The sequence below is a fragment of the Chryseobacterium angstadtii genome (genome assembly GCF_001045465.1).
Classification (GTDB): Bacteria; Bacteroidota; Bacteroidia; order Flavobacteriales; family Weeksellaceae; genus Chryseobacterium; species Chryseobacterium angstadtii.
In genome coordinates, this window is sequence record NZ_LFND01000004.1 from 107423 (window position 1) to 124877 (window position 17455).

18 protein-coding genes are annotated in these 17455 nt (G+C 38.1%); 5 read left to right on the top strand and 13 right to left on the bottom strand.

From position 1 onward, the window contains the following. Positions 1-172: 172 nt before the first annotated feature. Positions 173-1114, bottom strand: coding sequence for a thioredoxin-disulfide reductase (gene trxB, locus ACM46_RS13865; RefSeq protein ID WP_048507277.1), 942 nt, complete (start codon positions 1112-1114; stop codon positions 173-175). A gap of 290 nt (positions 1115-1404) precedes the next feature. Further along, a complete protein-coding gene (holA, locus tag ACM46_RS13870) occupies positions 1405-2442 on the bottom strand; it encodes a DNA polymerase III subunit delta (RefSeq protein WP_048507278.1) in 1038 nt (345 codons plus the stop codon). A gap of 7 nt (positions 2443-2449) precedes the next feature. Here holA and ACM46_RS13875 point away from each other — a divergent pair, with 7 nt between their 5' ends. From ACM46_RS13875 to ACM46_RS13890, 4 genes are all read left to right on the top strand, one after another. Next, positions 2450-2881, top strand: a complete 432-nt coding sequence (locus ACM46_RS13875) for a type I restriction enzyme HsdR N-terminal domain-containing protein (RefSeq protein ID WP_048507279.1) — start codon at positions 2450-2452, stop codon at positions 2879-2881. Between the two features lie 524 nt (positions 2882-3405). Next, a complete protein-coding gene (locus ACM46_RS13880; protein ID WP_048507280.1) occupies positions 3406-4017 on the top strand; it encodes an HAD family hydrolase in 612 nt (203 codons plus the stop codon). Positions 4018-4158: 141 nt separating this feature from the next. Then, the gene (locus tag ACM46_RS13885) at positions 4159-4902 is read left to right on the top strand and encodes a dienelactone hydrolase family protein (protein WP_083997421.1); all 744 of its coding nucleotides are present in this window, start codon (positions 4159-4161) and stop codon (positions 4900-4902) included. Between the two features lie 117 nt (positions 4903-5019). Beyond that, positions 5020-6360 carry an alpha-L-fucosidase gene (locus tag ACM46_RS13890; RefSeq protein ID WP_048507281.1) on the top strand — a complete coding sequence of 447 codons (1341 nt, stop codon included), beginning with the start codon at positions 5020-5022 and terminating at the stop codon, positions 6358-6360. 72 nt (positions 6361-6432) lie between these two features. Here the strand turns inward: ACM46_RS13890 and ACM46_RS13895 are convergent, their stop codons facing one another. The 6 genes from ACM46_RS13895 to ACM46_RS13920 are packed head-to-tail and all read right to left on the bottom strand — an operon-like array spanning position 6433 to position 9633. Then, positions 6433-6792: a cupin domain-containing protein gene (locus ACM46_RS13895; RefSeq protein ID WP_048507282.1), complete on the bottom strand. Its 360-nt coding sequence runs from the start codon at positions 6790-6792 to the stop codon at positions 6433-6435. Then, positions 6789-7316, bottom strand: a complete 528-nt coding sequence (locus ACM46_RS13900) for a GNAT family N-acetyltransferase (protein WP_048507283.1) — start codon at positions 7314-7316, stop codon at positions 6789-6791. The genes ACM46_RS13895 and ACM46_RS13900 overlap by 4 nt, the downstream gene beginning before the upstream one ends. Before the next feature lie 3 nt (positions 7317-7319). Continuing rightward, on the bottom strand, positions 7320-7925 hold the full coding sequence (locus ACM46_RS13905) for a DUF2911 domain-containing protein (RefSeq protein ID WP_048507475.1): 606 nt from the start codon (positions 7923-7925) through the stop codon (positions 7320-7322). A 29-nt stretch (positions 7926-7954) separates the two neighbouring features. After that, positions 7955-8467: a methylated-DNA--[protein]-cysteine S-methyltransferase gene (locus ACM46_RS13910; protein ID WP_048507476.1), complete on the bottom strand. Its 513-nt coding sequence runs from the start codon at positions 8465-8467 to the stop codon at positions 7955-7957. A 44-nt stretch (positions 8468-8511) separates the two neighbouring features. Next, a complete protein-coding gene (locus tag ACM46_RS13915) occupies positions 8512-9060 on the bottom strand; it encodes a DinB family protein (protein ID WP_048507284.1) in 549 nt (182 codons plus the stop codon). A 54-nt stretch (positions 9061-9114) separates the two neighbouring features. Next, complete coding sequence (locus ACM46_RS13920; RefSeq protein ID WP_048507285.1) at positions 9115-9633, bottom strand: Crp/Fnr family transcriptional regulator; 519 nt, start codon at positions 9631-9633, stop codon at positions 9115-9117. A 75-nt stretch (positions 9634-9708) separates the two neighbouring features. On the opposite strand from ACM46_RS13920, the gene ACM46_RS13925 reads away from it, so the two are divergent. Further along, complete coding sequence (locus ACM46_RS13925) at positions 9709-10563, top strand: hypothetical protein (RefSeq protein WP_048507286.1); 855 nt, start codon at positions 9709-9711, stop codon at positions 10561-10563. Positions 10564-10969: 406 nt separating this feature from the next. Here the strand turns inward: ACM46_RS13925 and ACM46_RS13930 are convergent, their stop codons facing one another. From ACM46_RS13930 to ACM46_RS13950, 5 genes are all read right to left on the bottom strand, one after another. After that, positions 10970-12073: an alpha/beta hydrolase gene (locus ACM46_RS13930; RefSeq protein WP_048507287.1), complete on the bottom strand. Its 1104-nt coding sequence runs from the start codon at positions 12071-12073 to the stop codon at positions 10970-10972. A gap of 26 nt (positions 12074-12099) precedes the next feature. After that, positions 12100-13338 carry a PepSY-associated TM helix domain-containing protein gene (locus ACM46_RS13935; RefSeq protein ID WP_048507288.1) on the bottom strand — a complete coding sequence of 413 codons (1239 nt, stop codon included), beginning with the start codon at positions 13336-13338 and terminating at the stop codon, positions 12100-12102. Positions 13339-13395: 57 nt separating this feature from the next. Next, positions 13396-15606: a TonB-dependent siderophore receptor gene (locus ACM46_RS13940; RefSeq protein WP_048507289.1), complete on the bottom strand. Its 2211-nt coding sequence runs from the start codon at positions 15604-15606 to the stop codon at positions 13396-13398. A 177-nt stretch (positions 15607-15783) separates the two neighbouring features. Beyond that, the gene (locus ACM46_RS13945) at positions 15784-16608 is read right to left on the bottom strand and encodes an acyl-CoA thioester hydrolase/BAAT C-terminal domain-containing protein (RefSeq protein WP_048507290.1); all 825 of its coding nucleotides are present in this window, start codon (positions 16606-16608) and stop codon (positions 15784-15786) included. Positions 16609-16667: 59 nt separating this feature from the next. Beyond that, positions 16668-17243: a Crp/Fnr family transcriptional regulator gene (locus ACM46_RS13950; protein WP_048507291.1), complete on the bottom strand. Its 576-nt coding sequence runs from the start codon at positions 17241-17243 to the stop codon at positions 16668-16670. Between the last annotated feature and the right edge of the window lie 212 nt (positions 17244-17455).

Below are 17455 nucleotides of genomic sequence, written 5' to 3' on the forward strand. Positions count from 1 at the left end.
TGAAGCAATCTCATTTGGTGCATTACAAAAAATTGAATTGAAGAGATTGCTTCGTCGCTTTGCTCCTCGCAATGACAAAAAGGGTGACTTTTGCGGTAAAAAGATCAATCAATTAAAGTAAAATAAAAAAGCGCACCCATCGGGTACGCTCTGTATTGTAAAAAGCTGAATATTAATGTAATTCAGCAAGGTATTTCTCTGCATCCATTGCAGCCATACAACCGCTTCCTGCTGCTGTAATTGCCTGTCTGTAGATGTGATCCTGAACATCTCCTGCTGCAAATACACCCGGAAGATTGGTTCTTGTAGATCCTTTTTCAGTCACGATATAACCGTTTTCATCAAGATCAATCTGTCCAACGAAGATGTCTGTATTTGGCTTGTGTCCAATGGCGATGAAGATTCCTTCTACATCAACAGTAGACGTTTCCTGTGTCTGGTTATTGATAATCACCGCTCTTTCTACCAAGCTGTTTTCACCTTCGATACCTGTTAATTCATGGTTGAATTTCACTTCGATATTCGGAGTATTTTCCACTCTGTGAACCATTGCTTTAGAGGCTCTGAATACGTCTTTTCTCACCAGCATCGTTACCTTTTTTGTCAGTTTTGCAAGGTAAGTCGCTTCTTCTGCTGCCGTATCTCCTGCTCCTACTACCACGACATCTTTTCCTCTGTAGAAAAATCCATCACATGTAGCACATGCGGAAACACCCCCTCCTGCATATTTTTTCTCATCCTCAAGACCTAAATATTTAGCAGTAGCTCCTGTGGAGATAATAACTGTTTTGGCCAGGATTTCTTTATTTCCTGCATATAATTTGTGAACACCGCCTTCTTCTTTGGAGAACTCAGCTTTGGTGATCATTTCGTAATGAACTTTGGTTTCGAATCTTTCCGCCTGCTTTTGCAGATCCATCATCATTTCAGGCCCTGTAATCCCTGCCGGATATCCTGGAAAGTTATCAACCTCCGTAGTTGTGGTTAATTGTCCGCCCGGCTCCAAACCTGTGTATAATTCAGGTTTCAAGTCTGCTCTTGCTGCATAAATAGCCGCTGTAAAGCCAGAAGGCCCAGATCCAACGATCACACAATCTAAAATGTTTTGTTCCATAATTTATTTTGTTCAAAAATATTTTAATTCAGACTGCTAATTTCGGAATTTTTAATGTTTTTTTAAAGTATTTTTAATGATACTTGTCAATATGAGATATGTTGAATTTCGATGGTGCTGTTGCGGGCATCGGGTTTCGGGGTTCAGAGGTTCGAGGTATTGAGATTCGGGGTTGATTGTCTGCAAAAATTTAATACTTTTGTTTTCATCACCTTTACCCATCATATCTCGCAAATCGTACCTCATAATCTTATAAATGCATCACGCAACCCATCACCTCCTATCTCGCCTCACACCTTCATCTTAATCTTATCAACATTAATAATTTTATACACCAATTCTTTGATAAGTTCAGCTTCGCCCATATTCACTGCACCAAGCCCCTTCCCTTTCATATCAAACTCCCTTAAAATAGAAATGACTCTGGTGGCATGTTTTAAAGGATAAAGCCTTGCACTTTCTGCATAATCTTTAATAAAATAGGGGTTCACACCCATCTGTGAAGCAATCACCTGCTGGGGCTGCCCGGCCATAGTCTGATAGATAATCACATTGGAAAAATAGCTGTAAAGATTGGCAAGCATCATTACGAAGGGATTATTCTTAGGATTCTTACCCATAAAATGAGCAATTCTGAATGCTGCATCCGCATTTTTAGTCCCCAAAGCTTTCTGAAGCTCAAAAACATTATACTCCTTACTGATCCCGATATGGTTTTCTACAATAGTCCCGTCCAGCACTTCACCTTCTTTAAGTATAATTTTCAGTTTATTAAGCTCATTGGCAATTCTTGAAAGATCATTACCCAGATATTCTGCAAGCAGATGGGAAATATTGGGAGCTGTTTTAATTTTCAGCTGTGCACATTCGTCTGCAATCCATTTTGGAAGATTGGTATCCCGCACCGATTCACTTAAAAAAAGAGCTTTGGCTTTATCTAAAGCTTTTGTAGCTTTTTTACGGCTGTCCAGCTTTTTATGTTTATGGGCAAAAACCAAAACTGTTGATGGAACCGGATTTTCTACATAGGTTTCCAGAACACGGTTTTCTTCCTCATTCAACTTCAGATCCTGAGCTTCTTTTACAATGATAAGCTGCTTGTCTCCCATCATAGGAAACTGTCTGGCCAGAGAAAGGATTTCCTGATAAGAAGTATCTTTTCCATACACTACCGTCTGGTTAAAAGCTTTTTCATCTTCCTCCAGATAGTCGTGTTCAAGCACTTTTACAGCGGCATCAATAAAGTAAGCTTCTTCTCCGTGAAAAAAATAAATAGGTAAAACTTCTTTATTTTTAATATTTTTGAGGATTAAATCTAATTCTTTCATCTTATTAATGGAACTTCCAAAACTGAATTTTCAGGAAACTTTTGATTTTAAATTCAAGAAAGACAAAGATAAGTTTTTTATTTATGACTTGGTCCGCAAAACTTACCTTCTGCTCACTCCTGAAGAATGGGTACGCCAACACTGGATCCACTATTATCTTACGGTAAAAGCCTATTCTCCATCAGCATTGATCACAGAAAAAAAAATCCTTCTGAACGGTCTCACTAAAAGAATTGATCTCCTGGTTACCGAAAAAACAGAACCTGTAATTCTTATTGAATGCAAAGCTCCACAGATCAAACTTACAGAGAAAACATTTGAACAGACCGCCAGATATAACTCCATTATCGGAGCGAAAGAAATTATCCTGACGAATGGACTGCATCATATCAATGCTTATTATGAAGATGGACAGTATCTGTTTTATAAACCGGACTAAATTTTCAATTATACCAATCTTGTCATTGCGAGGAGCGAAGCGACGAAACAATCTCTTCAACTAAATTCTTTGTAATGAACCGAATGAGATTGCTTCACCTGCGGTTCGCAATGACAGGATTGGTGAAAATAAAATCTGGAGTTCTCTGCTGAGCAACAAATCATTGTATTCAATAGGAACGGGCTTTAGCCCGTTAAAAAATAAACCAAAATTTCATTTGGCTTCAGCCAAAACCTAAAACTGGAATTTTCCCATCATACTATTCATTTCCGAGAGCTGAAAAATAAAACCACAAAAGCCACAAAAGTTTTGGAACACGTCAGTTATTTTTAAAGTAAAATACATTGCATCTAGAAAGTTCACTAAAGTTTAACGAAAATCTTTGATTTTCCACTTTTGTACTCTTATTATTTTCAGACTCATAAAACATTTAATATTAAAGTAAGCTAAAGTATTTAAAAGAATAAAAAACTTTTGTGACTTTTGTGGTTAAATAAATACATTTGAATAAGTTTAAAAACAATATGGAAATTAAAAATATCATCTTCGATTTTGGCGGCGTTTTAATGGATTGGGATCCGAGGTATTTTTTCAAAGATTATTTCAAGGATGACGAAAAAATGGAATACTTTCTGGAACACATCGCCCAGTCTGAATGGAATGAGGAACAGGACCGCGGAAGAAGTCTTGCAGAAGGAACCGAAATCCAGGTGAAAAAGTTTCCGGAATGGGAAAAAGAACTAAAAGCTTACTATGATAACTGGACTATAATGCTGAAAAGCGACATACCCAAAAACGTAGATATATTAAGACGTCTGGAAAAAACTGACTATCAATTGTTCGGGTTGACGAACTGGTCTGAAGAAACTTTTCCTTATGCCGTGGAAAATTATGATTTCTTCCAGATCTTTGATGGAAAAATTGTGGTTTCAGGAACTGAAAAACTGATTAAACCGGATCCGAAAATATGGCATGTGCTTTTAGAAAGATATCATCTTCAAATCAGTGAATCCGTGTTTATTGATGATAATCCTAAAAATATTGAAATGGCTCATTCACTGGGATTTAAAACCATCAAAATCAATCCTGATACAGATCTGGAACTGGAATTAAAAGAATTGGGAGTTAAGTTTTAATCAACCTCAACTTTATAACTGATCAAACATCCTCATAATAAGTTATTTTTATTAATTTAGATGAGGATTTTTTATGATCTTGAAATAAAAAGCCGATCATTTTCACCTTTCAATTACAATAGCTTATCTAAAATTACCGATATGATACGTACCATTTTATTAGCAGCTTGTATAATGAGCACAGGAACTTTTTTCAGCCAGAAACTTAAAACAGTTTCTTATCAGGACGGCTCACAGAAACTGAATGGCCTGGTAACCTCCAATGCCGGAAAAAAACTTCCGGGCGTTTTGATCCTTCCTGCCTGGAAAGGTATTGATGATGAAGCCAAAACAGCCGCAGCCGAACTCGAGAAACAGGGATACATAGCCTTCATTGCAGATATTTACGGTGAAGGAAACATTCCAAAAGACAATGCTTCTGCAGGGAAATCCGCCGGCTATTATAAACAGAATTATGAGGCTTACCAGAAACGTATTTCATTGGCTTTGGAAGAATTGAAAAAAAACGGAGCGGTTGCCGATAAAATTGCTGTGATTGGCTATTGCTTCGGTGGAACAGGAGCTTTAGAATCCGCAAGAGGAAGCCTTCCGGTAGTGGGAGTTGTTTCTATTCACGGAAGTATCGGAAAAGATCAAACCAGAAAAAACGGGCCTATTTCTACGAAAATTTTAGTGGAAAATCCTGCCGATGATCAGGGAGTAACTCCTGAAGACTATAATAATCTGATCAAGGAGATGAATGAAGGAAATGCTGACTGGCAAATCATTACCTATGCTCATTCGAAGCACACTTTCACAGATCCGAAATCGCCGGACTATAATGAAGTAATGGCGAAAAGAGCATGGAACCATACGTTGATGTTTTTGAAGGAAATTCTGAAATAATCTGCCGACATCCGACATCAATACCTGTAAAAATTTTGGGAAATTCAGCTATAGGTCAATAAAAAATAAGATGAATACGGATTATTTGAAAGTTAAACTCCTACATAAAAACCAGACATGAAAAAATTAGCTTGTTTTATTTTTATTTACTTCGCATGTTCCAGCTCTATTTTGGCGCAAACATCCGGATACAGCCCAAGCCCAGAAAATATTCAAACCCGGGAATGGTTTACGAATGCCAAGTTTGGGATGTTTATTCATTGGGGAATATTCAGTATTCCAGGGAGCGGTGAATGGGTGATGAATAACAGAAATATTACCGTAAATAATTATTCGAGATTAGAAAAATTCTTTAACCCAGTTAATTTTAATGCACATGACTGGGTAAGTCTCGCCAAAGCTTCCGGGATGAAATATATTACTCTGATCACGCGCCATCATGATGGTTTTAGTTTATGGGATACCCAATATTCTGATTTCAATATCATGAATACCCCGTACAAAAAAGACATCGTTAAAATGATTGCTGATGAATGCCATAAACAGGGAATAAAACTATTTCTTTACTATTCATTACTCGACTGGCGCAGAAACGACTATTCTTATTGGACAGGCAGAACAGGGCAAGGCACAGGCCGTACCGAACGGGGCAATTGGAATGACTACATTCAATTTATGAAAAATCAGCTTACCGAGCTTCTTACTCATTATGGAAAGATTGACGGAATATGGTTTGACGGGTACTGGGATCAGATGGATGAAGAAACCAAAGACAGAAAGGACAATGATGTGCGTATAGACTGGCATACTCGTGAACTCTATGACCTCATCCATACAATACAGCCACAGTGTATGGTGGGAAACAATCATCATATGACTCCCCTGCCAGGCGAAGATTTCCAGATGTTTGAACAGGATGTTCCCGGGGAAAACACTTCAGGTTTAAGTTTTCAGAAAATATCTGATCTTCCTCTTGAAACCTGTGCTACCCTAAACAACAGCTGGGGCTTTAATTTAACGGATTCTGCTTATAAAACTCCTGCCCAGATTGTAAAACTTCTTGTAGCTTCTGCAGGTAACGGCGGGAACCTATTGCTGAATATAGGCCCGATGCCCAACGGAGAAATACAACCGGAATTTGTTAGTCAGCTCAACTGGATCGGAAAATGGTTAAAAACCTACAGGGAAAGTGTTTACGGAACAAAAGGGGGCTACATAAAACCTCAAAAATGGGGTTGTATTACCCAATCCGGTAAAAAGATATATGTTCATATTTTGCAAAAAGACGCCGGAAGTATAAAACTTGAAAAATTCCCTTACCGGAAAGTAACTAAAGCATATCTTTTAAAAGACAACGCCTCAGTAAAAACAGTCCTGAAAAACAACATACTGGAAATTCCGGAGCAAACTGTCACCCCTGAGGACCCTGACCAGGTCGTTGTATTGGAAGTGGCTTAGACAGAACAAAAAATAAAAGACAAATTGAGAAATTTGTCTTTTTATTTTAATTAGGTAGGTTTAATCTACTCATTATCCTTCTCTATTCACCAGATCCATAGAAAATGCAGGAAGACAGATCGCGATATACTCACAGGATTCCGAAAAAGGATTGCTGTAACGTACTCTTGCTCCTTTTTCAATAAGGATGCTCTGTCCTTTTTCAAGAATCACGACCTCGCCATCTATTTCGAATTGTTTTTTACCCGAAATAATAAGGGTAAATTCATCAAATTCAGGGGTCTGATGTGGCTCACTCCAATCCGGAGGTGCTACCATGTGGGCAATAGATACATTTGAATTTCCTGTAGAATTTCCCCAATGTTCTTCTATTAATTTTCCGTCTGTGGTAGGCACTACAAACGGAGATTTCTGGATTTTATATTTTTTCACGATTGGCTTTCTTTTTTTATTTCATACACAAAATTGGTTCTCGTAGGCTCTCCAAAATACGCTACTTCCTCTTCTGCGACCTTCACTCCGCCTATTCTTTCCAATGCAGTCTGGGAACGGAAATTTTCCTTTCCGATATGGAAATACACCGTATCTACAAACTGGAAGATATAGTCCAGCATTATTTTCTTGATCTGTGGATTAATGCCTTTTCCCCAGGATTTGGTTCCGTAGAAAGTATATCCTATAAAAATGCTGTTTCTGTCTTCATCAAAACTATAAAAACGGGTACTGCCTAAAACATCTCCGGAAGATTTTTCAATGATTTTAAAAGCTCCTTCGCTTTCCATAGCTCCTTTAAAAAAGTTTTCAAAAACTTCTCTTTGGTAACGGTCTTTATTGGGATGCTGTTCCCAGACTCTGGGATCGGAAGCTACTTCATACAGGGACTCAAAATCCCCTTGCTGTAAGGGGATTAATTGGTATTCCTGATTTTCTAAAACAGGTTGTATAGAAAATTTCATTGCTTAACTTTTTGCTTTAGCTGCGTCAGCTTCTATTTTCTTGATTTCTTTCAGTTTATCCGAAATTTTGATTACGGCATCCGGTTTAGCAGGTTTCAAAGCAACTTCTGCCTGAGCCATATCCCACTTAATCACTAAATTTCCTGAGTTTTCATCAGTTGGATTAAGCGTAATTTCAAACCATTCCTGCTTGTCTGCCAATTTGTTTACCGGAACTGTAACATCTACCACATCCTGTTTCGGATCGTAGGTATAAGCACCCCACTGCTGGAAGTCTTTGTTCAATATTACTTTCCATTCTTTTTCTGTAGGAATGATAAACAGTCCGTATGTACCTGCCGGAACCATTTTTCCACCAAAATTCACAGACTGTCCGAATGTAATTTTTGTAGATGAGTTGGCTCCCGCTCTCCAAACCTGTCCGTAAGGAACCAGTTCTCCGAAGATCTTACGTCCTTTCACTCCCGGTCTTCCGTAATCAATGGTAATTTTTGACATTGAAAACTGCTGTTCTACTTTCTGACGCGGGCTGGCTGCCGGTACTGAGTAATCCTGAGCAAAGGTTAAGGCCGAAGCCGATATGCAAAGTGCAAATAGTAACTTTTTCACGTGTAAATTTTTGCCTAAATTTACAAAAATCAAAACAAAATAGCCTTTTCTAATTCCAATAATTTTTGTTTTCTCCAGATTCCTCCTGCATAACCTACCAGCTCTCCATTTGAACCAATTACGCGGTGGCAGGGGATCAGAATGGCAATTTTATTGATTCCGTTTGCCGTTCCTACTGCACGTATTGCCTTAGGATTTCCCAGAAATTCAGACTGTTGTTTGTACGTACGGATTTCGCCCATCGGAATCTCCCGCAGAAGCTGCCATACCTTTTCCTGAAATTCTGTTCCTGTGGTATAAAGCGGAACATCAAATTTAGCTCTTCGTCCCTCAAAATATTCTTTCAGTTCTTCTTCGAGTTGCACGAAGTGCCTGTGATCTCCATCTTCAAAACCGGCCTTTAAAGCTTTTGAAAGAGATATAAACTGTTTTTCAAAATTCTTTCTGTCTGTGAATTCAAGCAGACAGATTCCCTGCTCAACGGCGCAGGCAACCATTTCCCCCAGTGGAGTCTGTATTGTTTTTCGGTAGATGATTTCCATTGATTTAAAAGTAATCATTATTTGGAATCTTTACCGCCGTTATCTCAAATATTCTCCAAAATCCGTTCTGCCTGTTTCATATGTCTCGTATTATGATTGATCACAAAACGGAACGTATCTCCCAGTTTCAATTTTATCAGTCTGGTAATACTGATGCTGGTTTTCACTTTATTGAGATTGATATTTTTTGATTTTTCGAGTAATTCCAGGATTTGATTCTGCTGTCTGATGAATTCTTCCACCACCGTTTTATTCAGTTCACTATGGATTGGATTCATGTTTGAAAGGGTTTTCATTTTATTCAGTTTTTCTTTAGGAAGCATGGATTGAGCAAAATAATTTCCGAGAATTCCGGATTGGAAAGCAGATGCAGGGGAAGTTTTAGAAGAAGAAATCCTGCGGCTTATTTCCGGAATGTAGAATTTGCCGTAGCGGTTGAGATGCTCCATACATTCCAGCACACTCCAGCTGTTTTCTGAAATTCTGGAATTTATTTTATCTTCAGGTTCCTGCAAAAGGCGCTCTGCGTGTTGAATATGTATCAAAGTCCGGGCTTTCAGTTCATCCAATAATTGTGACGTAGAAAATTTCATTGATTATTTTTATACAAATTTCGGAATCACTTTTTTCTTAAATCTTGACTGAACTCAAGATTTTTTAAGCCTCGACAAGGTTTCCGGAGACATTCTAAGATAATTCGCAATGTATTTGTTGGGCACTTCCTGAAAAAGTTTAGGGCTTCTTTTCAATACTCTTTCAAAACGTTCTTTAGGTGAATTGATCAGTAAATCCTTTTCTCTTTCAATCTGCTGCAAAACAAGGTCTTCCAGAATGCTGTTCCAAAATCTGAGATTCTCTTCACCCGACCGGATAAATTCGTAAAAGTCTTTTTTAGAAGCTACCCTTACACCGGTCTTTTTTATCGCCTGAATATAAAAATCCGATGGTTTTCCGGACAGAAATGAATCAAGAGATACAATAATATTTCCTGTATATCCAAAGCGGATGATTCTTTCTTCCTTTTCATCCATCATAAAAATCCGGACACTACCGCTTTCTACAAAATAAATATGAGTATCCGTACTTCCTGAGATCTTCAGAAATTCATTTCTCCTGAATTCTTTTTTTTCCCAATGAAGGCCACTGTCAAGAAGTTTTTGAATCATATGAATTTAGTATTTGCTTTTCCAAAGATAATGGGTAATTTTAAATTTCACGATTTTAACCATTAATCACGTTATATGTTCAAAAAAATAAGCCTTATTTTTCTTTTCTCTTGTGGTATTTTCAATTGCTATGCACAACAAACCATTCCTTTCCGAATTACGAAACATAATAATATCATTGTAAAAACGCTGGTCAATAAAAAAGACTCTCTGGATCTGATGTTCCAGATCGCAATGGAAGGTGCTTCTATTTCTCCGGATAGGCAAAGAAAGGCAGATCATATTGTTTTTAATAAAGACGAAATCAGTGAAAATAATACCGTTCAGATTGGAAAGTTAACTTTAAATAACATCCGTTTTTCAGATAATCAACTGACCGGACACGAAGCAGACGGAAAGATTGGAACTGCTCTGTTCGGAGGAAAAGCATTTAAAATTGATTATGATCATAATCAGTTCATTATATATAATCAAAAGCCCGATCTGAAAGGGTACCAACCTATTACCACATTATATGAAGAGGAAGCTTTTTATATTGCAGCAGATAACATTATTGACGGCGACAAGCAGCAGGAAGCTTATTTCGTACTTCAATCCGGATATTCGGGAGGGTTGTTATACAGTAATGATTTCGCCGCCGAAAAAGAGCTGGATAAAAAACTGAAGATAACGGGAGAAAAAACACTGAAAAATTCAAGCGGAAAAAGTATCGTTACCAAACAGGCCATACTTCCTTTCCTGAAAGTGGGAAATAGTGTTTTAAAAGATGTTTCGGCCGGTTTTTTTGTTGGTGATCTGAAAAAACAGACAGTCAATTATTTCGGGGCTGATTTGCTGCGAAGGTTCAACTGGATTTTTGATGCGGATAGAAAAACGGTGTATATCAAACCGAGTAAGTATTTTTCGGAGCCGTATTATAAGATTAATTAAAGGGAGCATAAGAGGATTTTTTATGATAGATGGGTTATTTGTTTTTCCCGCGCAGATTTTGCAGATGGAGCGGATTTTAAACCAGTCTAAATATTTTTGCAGTTTGATCAATGGGAAAATGATCTACAGGATAGAAGCTAGGTTTTGGCTAAAGCCGTGCTTTGTGTGTTTTTATGTTTAAACGGGCTAAAGCCCGTTCCTATTGAATTGAATGTTTTTCCGTTAATTTTTAACAATTGAATGGTTTTTTTAGTTTAATCAATCCAATAAAAAAGAAACTCTCCATCCAAAGACAGAAAGTTTCTTCAAGTAAAATCAAATATGACAAATTAGACGTTTTTTGTTGATACCTTTATAATCCCGGAGATTTCTATTGCATTATATATTCGGTTTACAAAGGCCTTCCCTAGTTTTTTTGAGGATAAAGTTTATTTTTTAATCCATCAAAATAAGTTTCTGATTCTTTAAAGCCATTGGTCTTCATAAATTTTAAAATGACATTCAGATAGCTTTCGGAAGGGATAAATTCTGCTCCTGCTTTCTGTGAAAATTTTTTGTATTCTTCTTCCAGCAGCTGTGGATTTTTAGACAGTTTCTTAATATCTGTTCTGAATCCTTTAAAAATATATTTCAGAGCATCATAATTTCCCGGGTAAGAAACTGTTCCGTGAACTTCATTTTCAAAGAAATGATGTTTGTAGTTCAGAGATCCGTTTTTTTCGACAATTCCCCTGAACTCTTCAATGGCCTGCGTCATATCCGAGTTCCAGTTTTTGTTCTGTTCTTCGTTATCGGCTTGCGAAACATACAGAAATTTATGGTCCGGAAACTTTTTGTTCTTATCCAGGTATTCTTTTGTTTTGGTGATCAAAATTTTGTTGTCCCACCATAGGCTTGGATCATTCGCTACATAAGCATTGAAATATTCAGGATGGGTAAGCAGTACATTCACGGCAAAAAGTCCACCGAAAGAATGCCCTACCAGTATGGAATAATCAAGGGTCCGGTAGTTTTTATTGATGAAAGGTTTTAATTCTTCCTGAATAAATCTTACAAAATTCTCACTTCCCCCACTGTCTCCGAAAAGAACCACATCAGGATTTACCGGACTCTTTTTGTGTGACTTTGTAGGAGTCAGGTCTCTGGTTCTTTCCGTATTTTTAATTCCGACAACGATACATTCGGGCATATCAGCGTAGGGTGGTTTGGCCAGAAAATCGCTCATTCCGGCATAGGACTCAAAATTGATTTCACCATCCAGAAGATAGATTACCGGGTATTTTGCAGGGTGGATGCTGCTATCGTTGTAGGTTTTCGGAAGATGAATCCATATTTCTCTGTTTTCGTTAAGAATGGCTGAAGATAAATTCTTTTTTTCTCCGATTGAGATTTTTTCCTGTGCTTTGCCCGACAGACTGAGAAGCAGAAACAGGTTTAATAATAAGCATTTAAGCCGGTTGTTCATGATACTGGTTTCTATGTTGATGAATGTATTTTTTCTTTTAACCATCAGATCTATTTAAGTTGTAAGGATAGTTAAGAATTACTCAAATTGACGGTTACTTTTTTGGGTGTTTTTTTACGTCTTCCCCACCAGATCAGGAATCCGGTAACGGGAAGGCTTGTACAGATAATACCGATGGCAAAAGTGAAAATTTTTCCAAACATTCCACCCCAGTATCCTACGTGAAGATCAAAGTTCATATGTTCTATGATTTCATGCCTCTGCACTTTCTCAGGATAAATAATTTCTTCTCCGGTATATTTGTTTGCTTCCATGCTTTTTCCTTTTTCCAGACTTTTCAATCCGATAAACTGAGCGGCTACCACATGATAAACCGTAGCTGAATCATTCCTCGGAATGCTCATTCTAAACTGTCTGGCCTCGGGAAATTTTCTGAAGTTTTTATCTGCAAAAGCGGCATAGGTAAGTGCTTTTTTATCCGGATCAAATTGAGGTTCATACTTTTCTGCAATTTTATGGGCATCCTTTGTCCCGCCGAAGGCTTCCTGGGTAAGGTTCGTTAGAATTTCATAAGCCATGATCAGCCCTGTTATCGTAATAAATACAGCCGGAAGCAGGGAATAGAACCCAAAAACATTATGAAAATCATAATTCTTTCTTCTCCATTTTGTTCCTGATTTTATTTTGAATGCTGTCGTTCTTGTTGTTTTGTTCCATTTTTTCGGCCACCAGAGAATCAAACCGCCAATAAGCTGTACAAAAAATATAATAGAGGCTACTCCAACTACTGTTTTTCCAAATTTACCCGCCAGAAGCTGAGCGTGAATATGGGCCACCACGTAGAAAAATTCGTAGCTTTTTGTTGAACCGATTACTTTTCCGGTGTAAGGATCAAGATAATGGTAGGCAAATACGCCTCTGGGACCCCGTTCTTTTGATTTTCCTTTCTTTGATGCCTTTTTATTTTTGTCTTTCGGAGGTTGAGTGGCGGAAGCTACCCTGAAGCTTCTGTCGGCCTCTTTATAGGTATCAAAATAAAATGCTTTCCTGTCCGGCACCTGCTGATGAAACTGAGCCAATAACTCTTCCGGGGACAGTTTTTGTGCATGGGCAGGAGCCTGTACATATTTCGCGCTTCCTCCGCAAAGGTCGATAATTTCATCACAAAAGACGAACATCGTTCCGGAAAGCGTCACCACCAGTACGATAATCCCTGAAACCAATCCGAGCCAGAGATGCAGCCATCCGGTTATTTTTTTGACGGGAGATTTCCCCTGCCGTTTCTTCTTATCTGTTGTTTTCTTTTCCATATCTATCAATACATGAGAGCGGCAAAGCATTACCGCTCTTATTTTGTTTATAAAAGCTTAGAATTTAAAAGCAAAATTGGCGAGAATTTCTCTGGGCTTCTGGGGCTGGCCGTAGAAGTTCCAGTACGTTTCATTCAATGCATTATTCATTTTTACTCCTATTCTGTATTTCTTTTTATCATAGAATATGGTAGCACCTACGGTAGTATAAGCGGGAGACAGAAAATGGTTGGTGATATTGATATAGGTTTTATCTACAAAATTGAATCCTGCCCCGAAGCCTAATCCTTCATAAGAACCATCCATGATCTTGTAGCTGGTCCAGAGATTGGCAACATGTTTAGGGGTCCAGGCGATTCTTTTGCCATTGTCTTTACTTCTGTCGTCATTTTTATTATCATTATATCCGTAGCCGGCAACGATATTCCAGCCTTTAAAAGGATTGGCTATAAAATCGATCTCAAATCCCTGGTTTTTAACGTTACCATCCTGTCTGTTTCCCATTCCGGAAGGATCTGCGATCAGTCGGTTTTTTACGTTCATGTGATAGTAAGTAATCGTTGAAAGGAGTTTTTTGCCGAAAAGATCCAGTTTAAAACCTCCTTCAACCTGATTTCCCTGTTCGGGATCCCATTTGGTAAGGATTCCGTCCTGATTGGCAGACGGAGCGAAGTATTTAAATCCGTTGACATAGTTGGCGAAGAATGAAATCTGCTCTTTCACAATCTCATAAACCAATCCGAATTTCGGAGAGAACTGAGTCTGCGTATATCCCATGACGTATTTGGGCTGAAAACCATTCGCCTCAGATACTTCCACTCCATTGACAACTGTATTTTCGTTTTTGTAATTATCCATTCTCAAACTGGCCATCACCAATAGATTATCCGTCACATTCAATACATTGGAGACATAAGCACTGAATGTACTGAATCTTGTGATCTCATAATTCGTTGGTTTTGTCAGGCTGCTTGGATTATCCAGACTCCCAGGATTCGGATTGACCGGAATTCTTTCTAAATTTTCTACCAGACTTCTGGAAATAGGCTGCCACGGTGAAGTCTCATTCAATTTAATGATATCGTAGGGTGCAAAAACAGAACCTACGGTATCTGTCGCGTTTCTTTTAAACATTCCGTACTGGTTTTTGGCGCTCTGCTGATAATAGTCCAGACCAACTACCAGTCTGTTTCTTAAATTTCCGATCTTAAAATCTCCGATGAAATTCTGCTGAATATTGTCCGTTGTAATTTTGTAGCTGTCAAAAGGACGGATTCCACGACTTACAGTATTATTATCAATATAGCTTAAAACTAAAAATATAGATTCATTTTCATTGGCCATTCCTCTTTGGTATGAAGTTCTGGATGTCCACTGATCATTGAATTTATGAGTTACTTCTGCCATCGTCACGAAGTTGGTTCTTTTGGAGCCAATATCATTGCTGGTAAATGATCTCTGGTGAGCTCCTGTAAGGTCTTTCATAGATGTGATTGTCAATTTTTCAGACTGTCTCACATATGCATTCAAGGTTTTTTCCGGAGCGTGGAATTCCGTATCTAAAGTAACGGTGGTTTTATCACTTACTTTATATAAAATACTTCCTGAAAAGAACAGTCCTTTATTGTATCCTGCATCCTGAAAAGAATCCTGGGAATAAGCAGCTACATTAAATCTGGCAAGCGCTGTTTTTTCTTTGTTCAAAGGGGCATTCACATCTGCCGTGATCCGGTTCATTCCCCAGCTTCCTGTCGTATATCCGATAATTCCGCCAAAGTTTTCCTGAGGTTTTTTGGTTACAATATTCACGACACCGCCATAGTTGGCCAATGTACCTCCAAACAGGGTTCCTGAAGGCCCTTTAATCACTTCTACCCTTTCTACATTGGCTATTTCAGACTGTACTCTCGGATTTTGAATAAGTCCGTTCCTGAAGTTGGCAGAAGAGCTGAATCCTCTCAGAAAGATATCATTTCCACTATCGTTCACACTGTTATTCACTACAATTCCCGGAGCAGATGCCATTGCTGTATTAAAATCCACGGCATTCATTTCGCTGATAATTTCTTTAGGAACGATGTTGTAAACAGTTGGATTTTCCAGGTTTTCAAGAGGAAGTCTCGCTACAGATTCTGTTTTCTTTGTTCTGTAATTATGGGTTCCCTGCAATGACACAGACTGAATTTCAGAGACTCTGACCGTATCCGTTTTCTGGGCACTCAGCATGGAAACCGCCAGTAAAGAGGCAGAAATAATTGATTTTTTCATTGTATAAGTAAGTTAGTTGCGCAAAATTATATTATTTTTATTAATTCTAAATAAAAATTGATATAAATCATAAAATTTAGCTTCCATAAATACACGATGAATAAAGGGTTTCCAAGTGAATAAAAACCCTTTGAGTGAATTATAAAAAGATGATTACAACTTCAACTGAGGTTCAGATTAAAAGTTATTCTGAAGAAAATCAAAGACTTTATCAAAATGCTGGTAAGGTTCAGAATGCCCTCCTTTGAACTCTATATGTTCATAACGGTAATGAAACCGCTTGTTTTTTAATCTTTGAATTATTTTTTCTGACATTTCCGATGAAGGACAGATTTCATCATCAGTTCCGGACATCAGCAGCACCGGAGCTTTGATATTTTCAACTTTTATGAGTGATTTTTCTTCGGCAGTTTTGTCCTGCAGCATCGCTTCAAAGGCTTTCCTTATTTTCCGTTCCATCATAAAAGGAACTGCAGCTTCATTCACCGGGACAAAAGGAAGCTCTTTTCCGCCAAACGTCCAGCTGGATGTAGAAAAATGATCTGTATTTCCGGGAAAAACGGCATGACTTGACGACAAACCGACAATGCACGAGATATCAGAATAGTAACTTCCCAACAACAGAGCCAGATCTGCTCCTCTGGAACCTCCAATTACGGCAATTTTATCGGTCGGAACTTTGCTTTTTGCTATATCAATGGTATTATGAACATCCTGAATTTCAATTTTATCGAGTTGTTTCGGAGAGTTGACAGACCCAAAATAAGCAAGCGCCAGAAATGCATATCCTTTGTCTAAAAACTGATCCCTTACGGTTTTCCAGCGTTTCGATGCCCAGGCATTTCCTCCCTCTGATCCTCCAAATCCTACAACGAGGCCCCGGACATTTTTGGAGGGTTTATACAAAACAGCATCTGTATTTTTAGATTGAATGGTATCCTGACCTTTAACAAGATTACAGGTGAAAATCAGGAGGAAGGCAATTTTAAATAGTAGTTTCATTGTTTTTTTTAACAAAAATATCTCAGTCTTTCCGGATTATTTTTGCTCTAGATCAAAAACTACTTTTCTGCCCTTAATCTGCTGAGTGTGGATTGTGTAATTCCGAGATAAGAAGCCGTCATTCCCAACGGAATTCTGTGATAAATTCCTTTGTAAACCGTCAGAAAATGTTCGTATTTTTCTTTGGCAGTGGTAAATCTTTGGGAGGTAATACGTTCCATCAGGTGCCCGAACACACTTCCCATAGAAAGTCGTGCATATCTTTCCATTTCAGGAAAATTATCGAACAGGTATCCCAGATCGTTTACTTTGAGGCAGAAGGTTTCCGTTTTCTCGAGACAGTCGATGAAATAGATGTCTTTTATGCGTCCTATAAAGCTTTTGGGAGAATTCACCCATTCGTTTTCGCAGGAAAAATACTCGCTGATTTCTGTTCCATCCTTCAGGTAATAGGTTCTGGTCAGGCCGTTTAGGATAAAATAGCTTTTGGTGCAGATCTTATCAGCATCATGCAGAAGTTCTCCCTTTTCAAAGGTTTGAAAGGATAATCTGTCGAGCAGTTCTTTTTTTAAAGTCTCGCTGAGCTTGATGTATTGGGAAAAGTGATTTAAAACGGGAGTAAATTCTGAGGACATGGTGGTGTTTTTGTAAAGATACAATAAAGAGCTATGCTTTAAACCACACCCCCTATTTTTCTAAATTTTCTCACTTATAAGAAGATGTTTTTCCCGGCTCCAATAATAAGTTTTCTGAGTATTCATCAAAAAGTTGTACTGACAAAAGAACAGCTGTATGAAACTAAAACGTTCGGGTTATTCTTCTGTCAGTACTCTATTATTTAACTGAT

Bases quoted from the DNA above. Each gene is read 5' to 3' on its own strand.
- trxB (WP_048507277.1), bottom strand. From the start codon at position 1,114: ATGGAACAAAACATTTTAGATTGTGTGATCGTTGGATCTGGGCCTTCT.
- holA (WP_048507278.1), bottom strand. From the start codon at position 2,442: ATGAAAGAATTAGATTTAATCCTCAAAAATATTAAAAATAAAGAAGTT.
- ACM46_RS13875 (WP_048507279.1), top strand. From the start codon at position 2,450: ATGGAACTTCCAAAACTGAATTTTCAGGAAACTTTTGATTTTAAATTC.
- ACM46_RS13880 (WP_048507280.1), top strand. From the start codon at position 3,406: ATGGAAATTAAAAATATCATCTTCGATTTTGGCGGCGTTTTAATGGAT.
- ACM46_RS13885 (WP_083997421.1), top strand. From the start codon at position 4,159: ATGATACGTACCATTTTATTAGCAGCTTGTATAATGAGCACAGGAACT.
- ACM46_RS13890 (WP_048507281.1), top strand. From the start codon at position 5,020: ATGAAAAAATTAGCTTGTTTTATTTTTATTTACTTCGCATGTTCCAGC.
- ACM46_RS13900 (WP_048507283.1), bottom strand. From the start codon at position 7,316: ATGAAATTTTCTATACAACCTGTTTTAGAAAATCAGGAATACCAATTA.
- ACM46_RS13910 (WP_048507476.1), bottom strand. From the start codon at position 8,467: ATGGAAATCATCTACCGAAAAACAATACAGACTCCACTGGGGGAAATG.
- ACM46_RS13915 (WP_048507284.1), bottom strand. From the start codon at position 9,060: ATGAAATTTTCTACGTCACAATTATTGGATGAACTGAAAGCCCGGACT.
- ACM46_RS13920 (WP_048507285.1), bottom strand. From the start codon at position 9,633: ATGATTCAAAAACTTCTTGACAGTGGCCTTCATTGGGAAAAAAAAGAA.
- ACM46_RS13925 (WP_048507286.1), top strand. From the start codon at position 9,709: ATGTTCAAAAAAATAAGCCTTATTTTTCTTTTCTCTTGTGGTATTTTC.
- ACM46_RS13930 (WP_048507287.1), bottom strand. From the start codon at position 12,073: ATGGTTAAAAGAAAAAATACATTCATCAACATAGAAACCAGTATCATG.
- ACM46_RS13935 (WP_048507288.1), bottom strand. From the start codon at position 13,338: ATGGAAAAGAAAACAACAGATAAGAAGAAACGGCAGGGGAAATCTCCC.
- ACM46_RS13940 (WP_048507289.1), bottom strand. From the start codon at position 15,606: ATGAAAAAATCAATTATTTCTGCCTCTTTACTGGCGGTTTCCATGCTG.
- ACM46_RS13945 (WP_048507290.1), bottom strand. From the start codon at position 16,608: ATGAAACTACTATTTAAAATTGCCTTCCTCCTGATTTTCACCTGTAAT.
- ACM46_RS13950 (WP_048507291.1), bottom strand. From the start codon at position 17,243: ATGTCCTCAGAATTTACTCCCGTTTTAAATCACTTTTCCCAATACATC.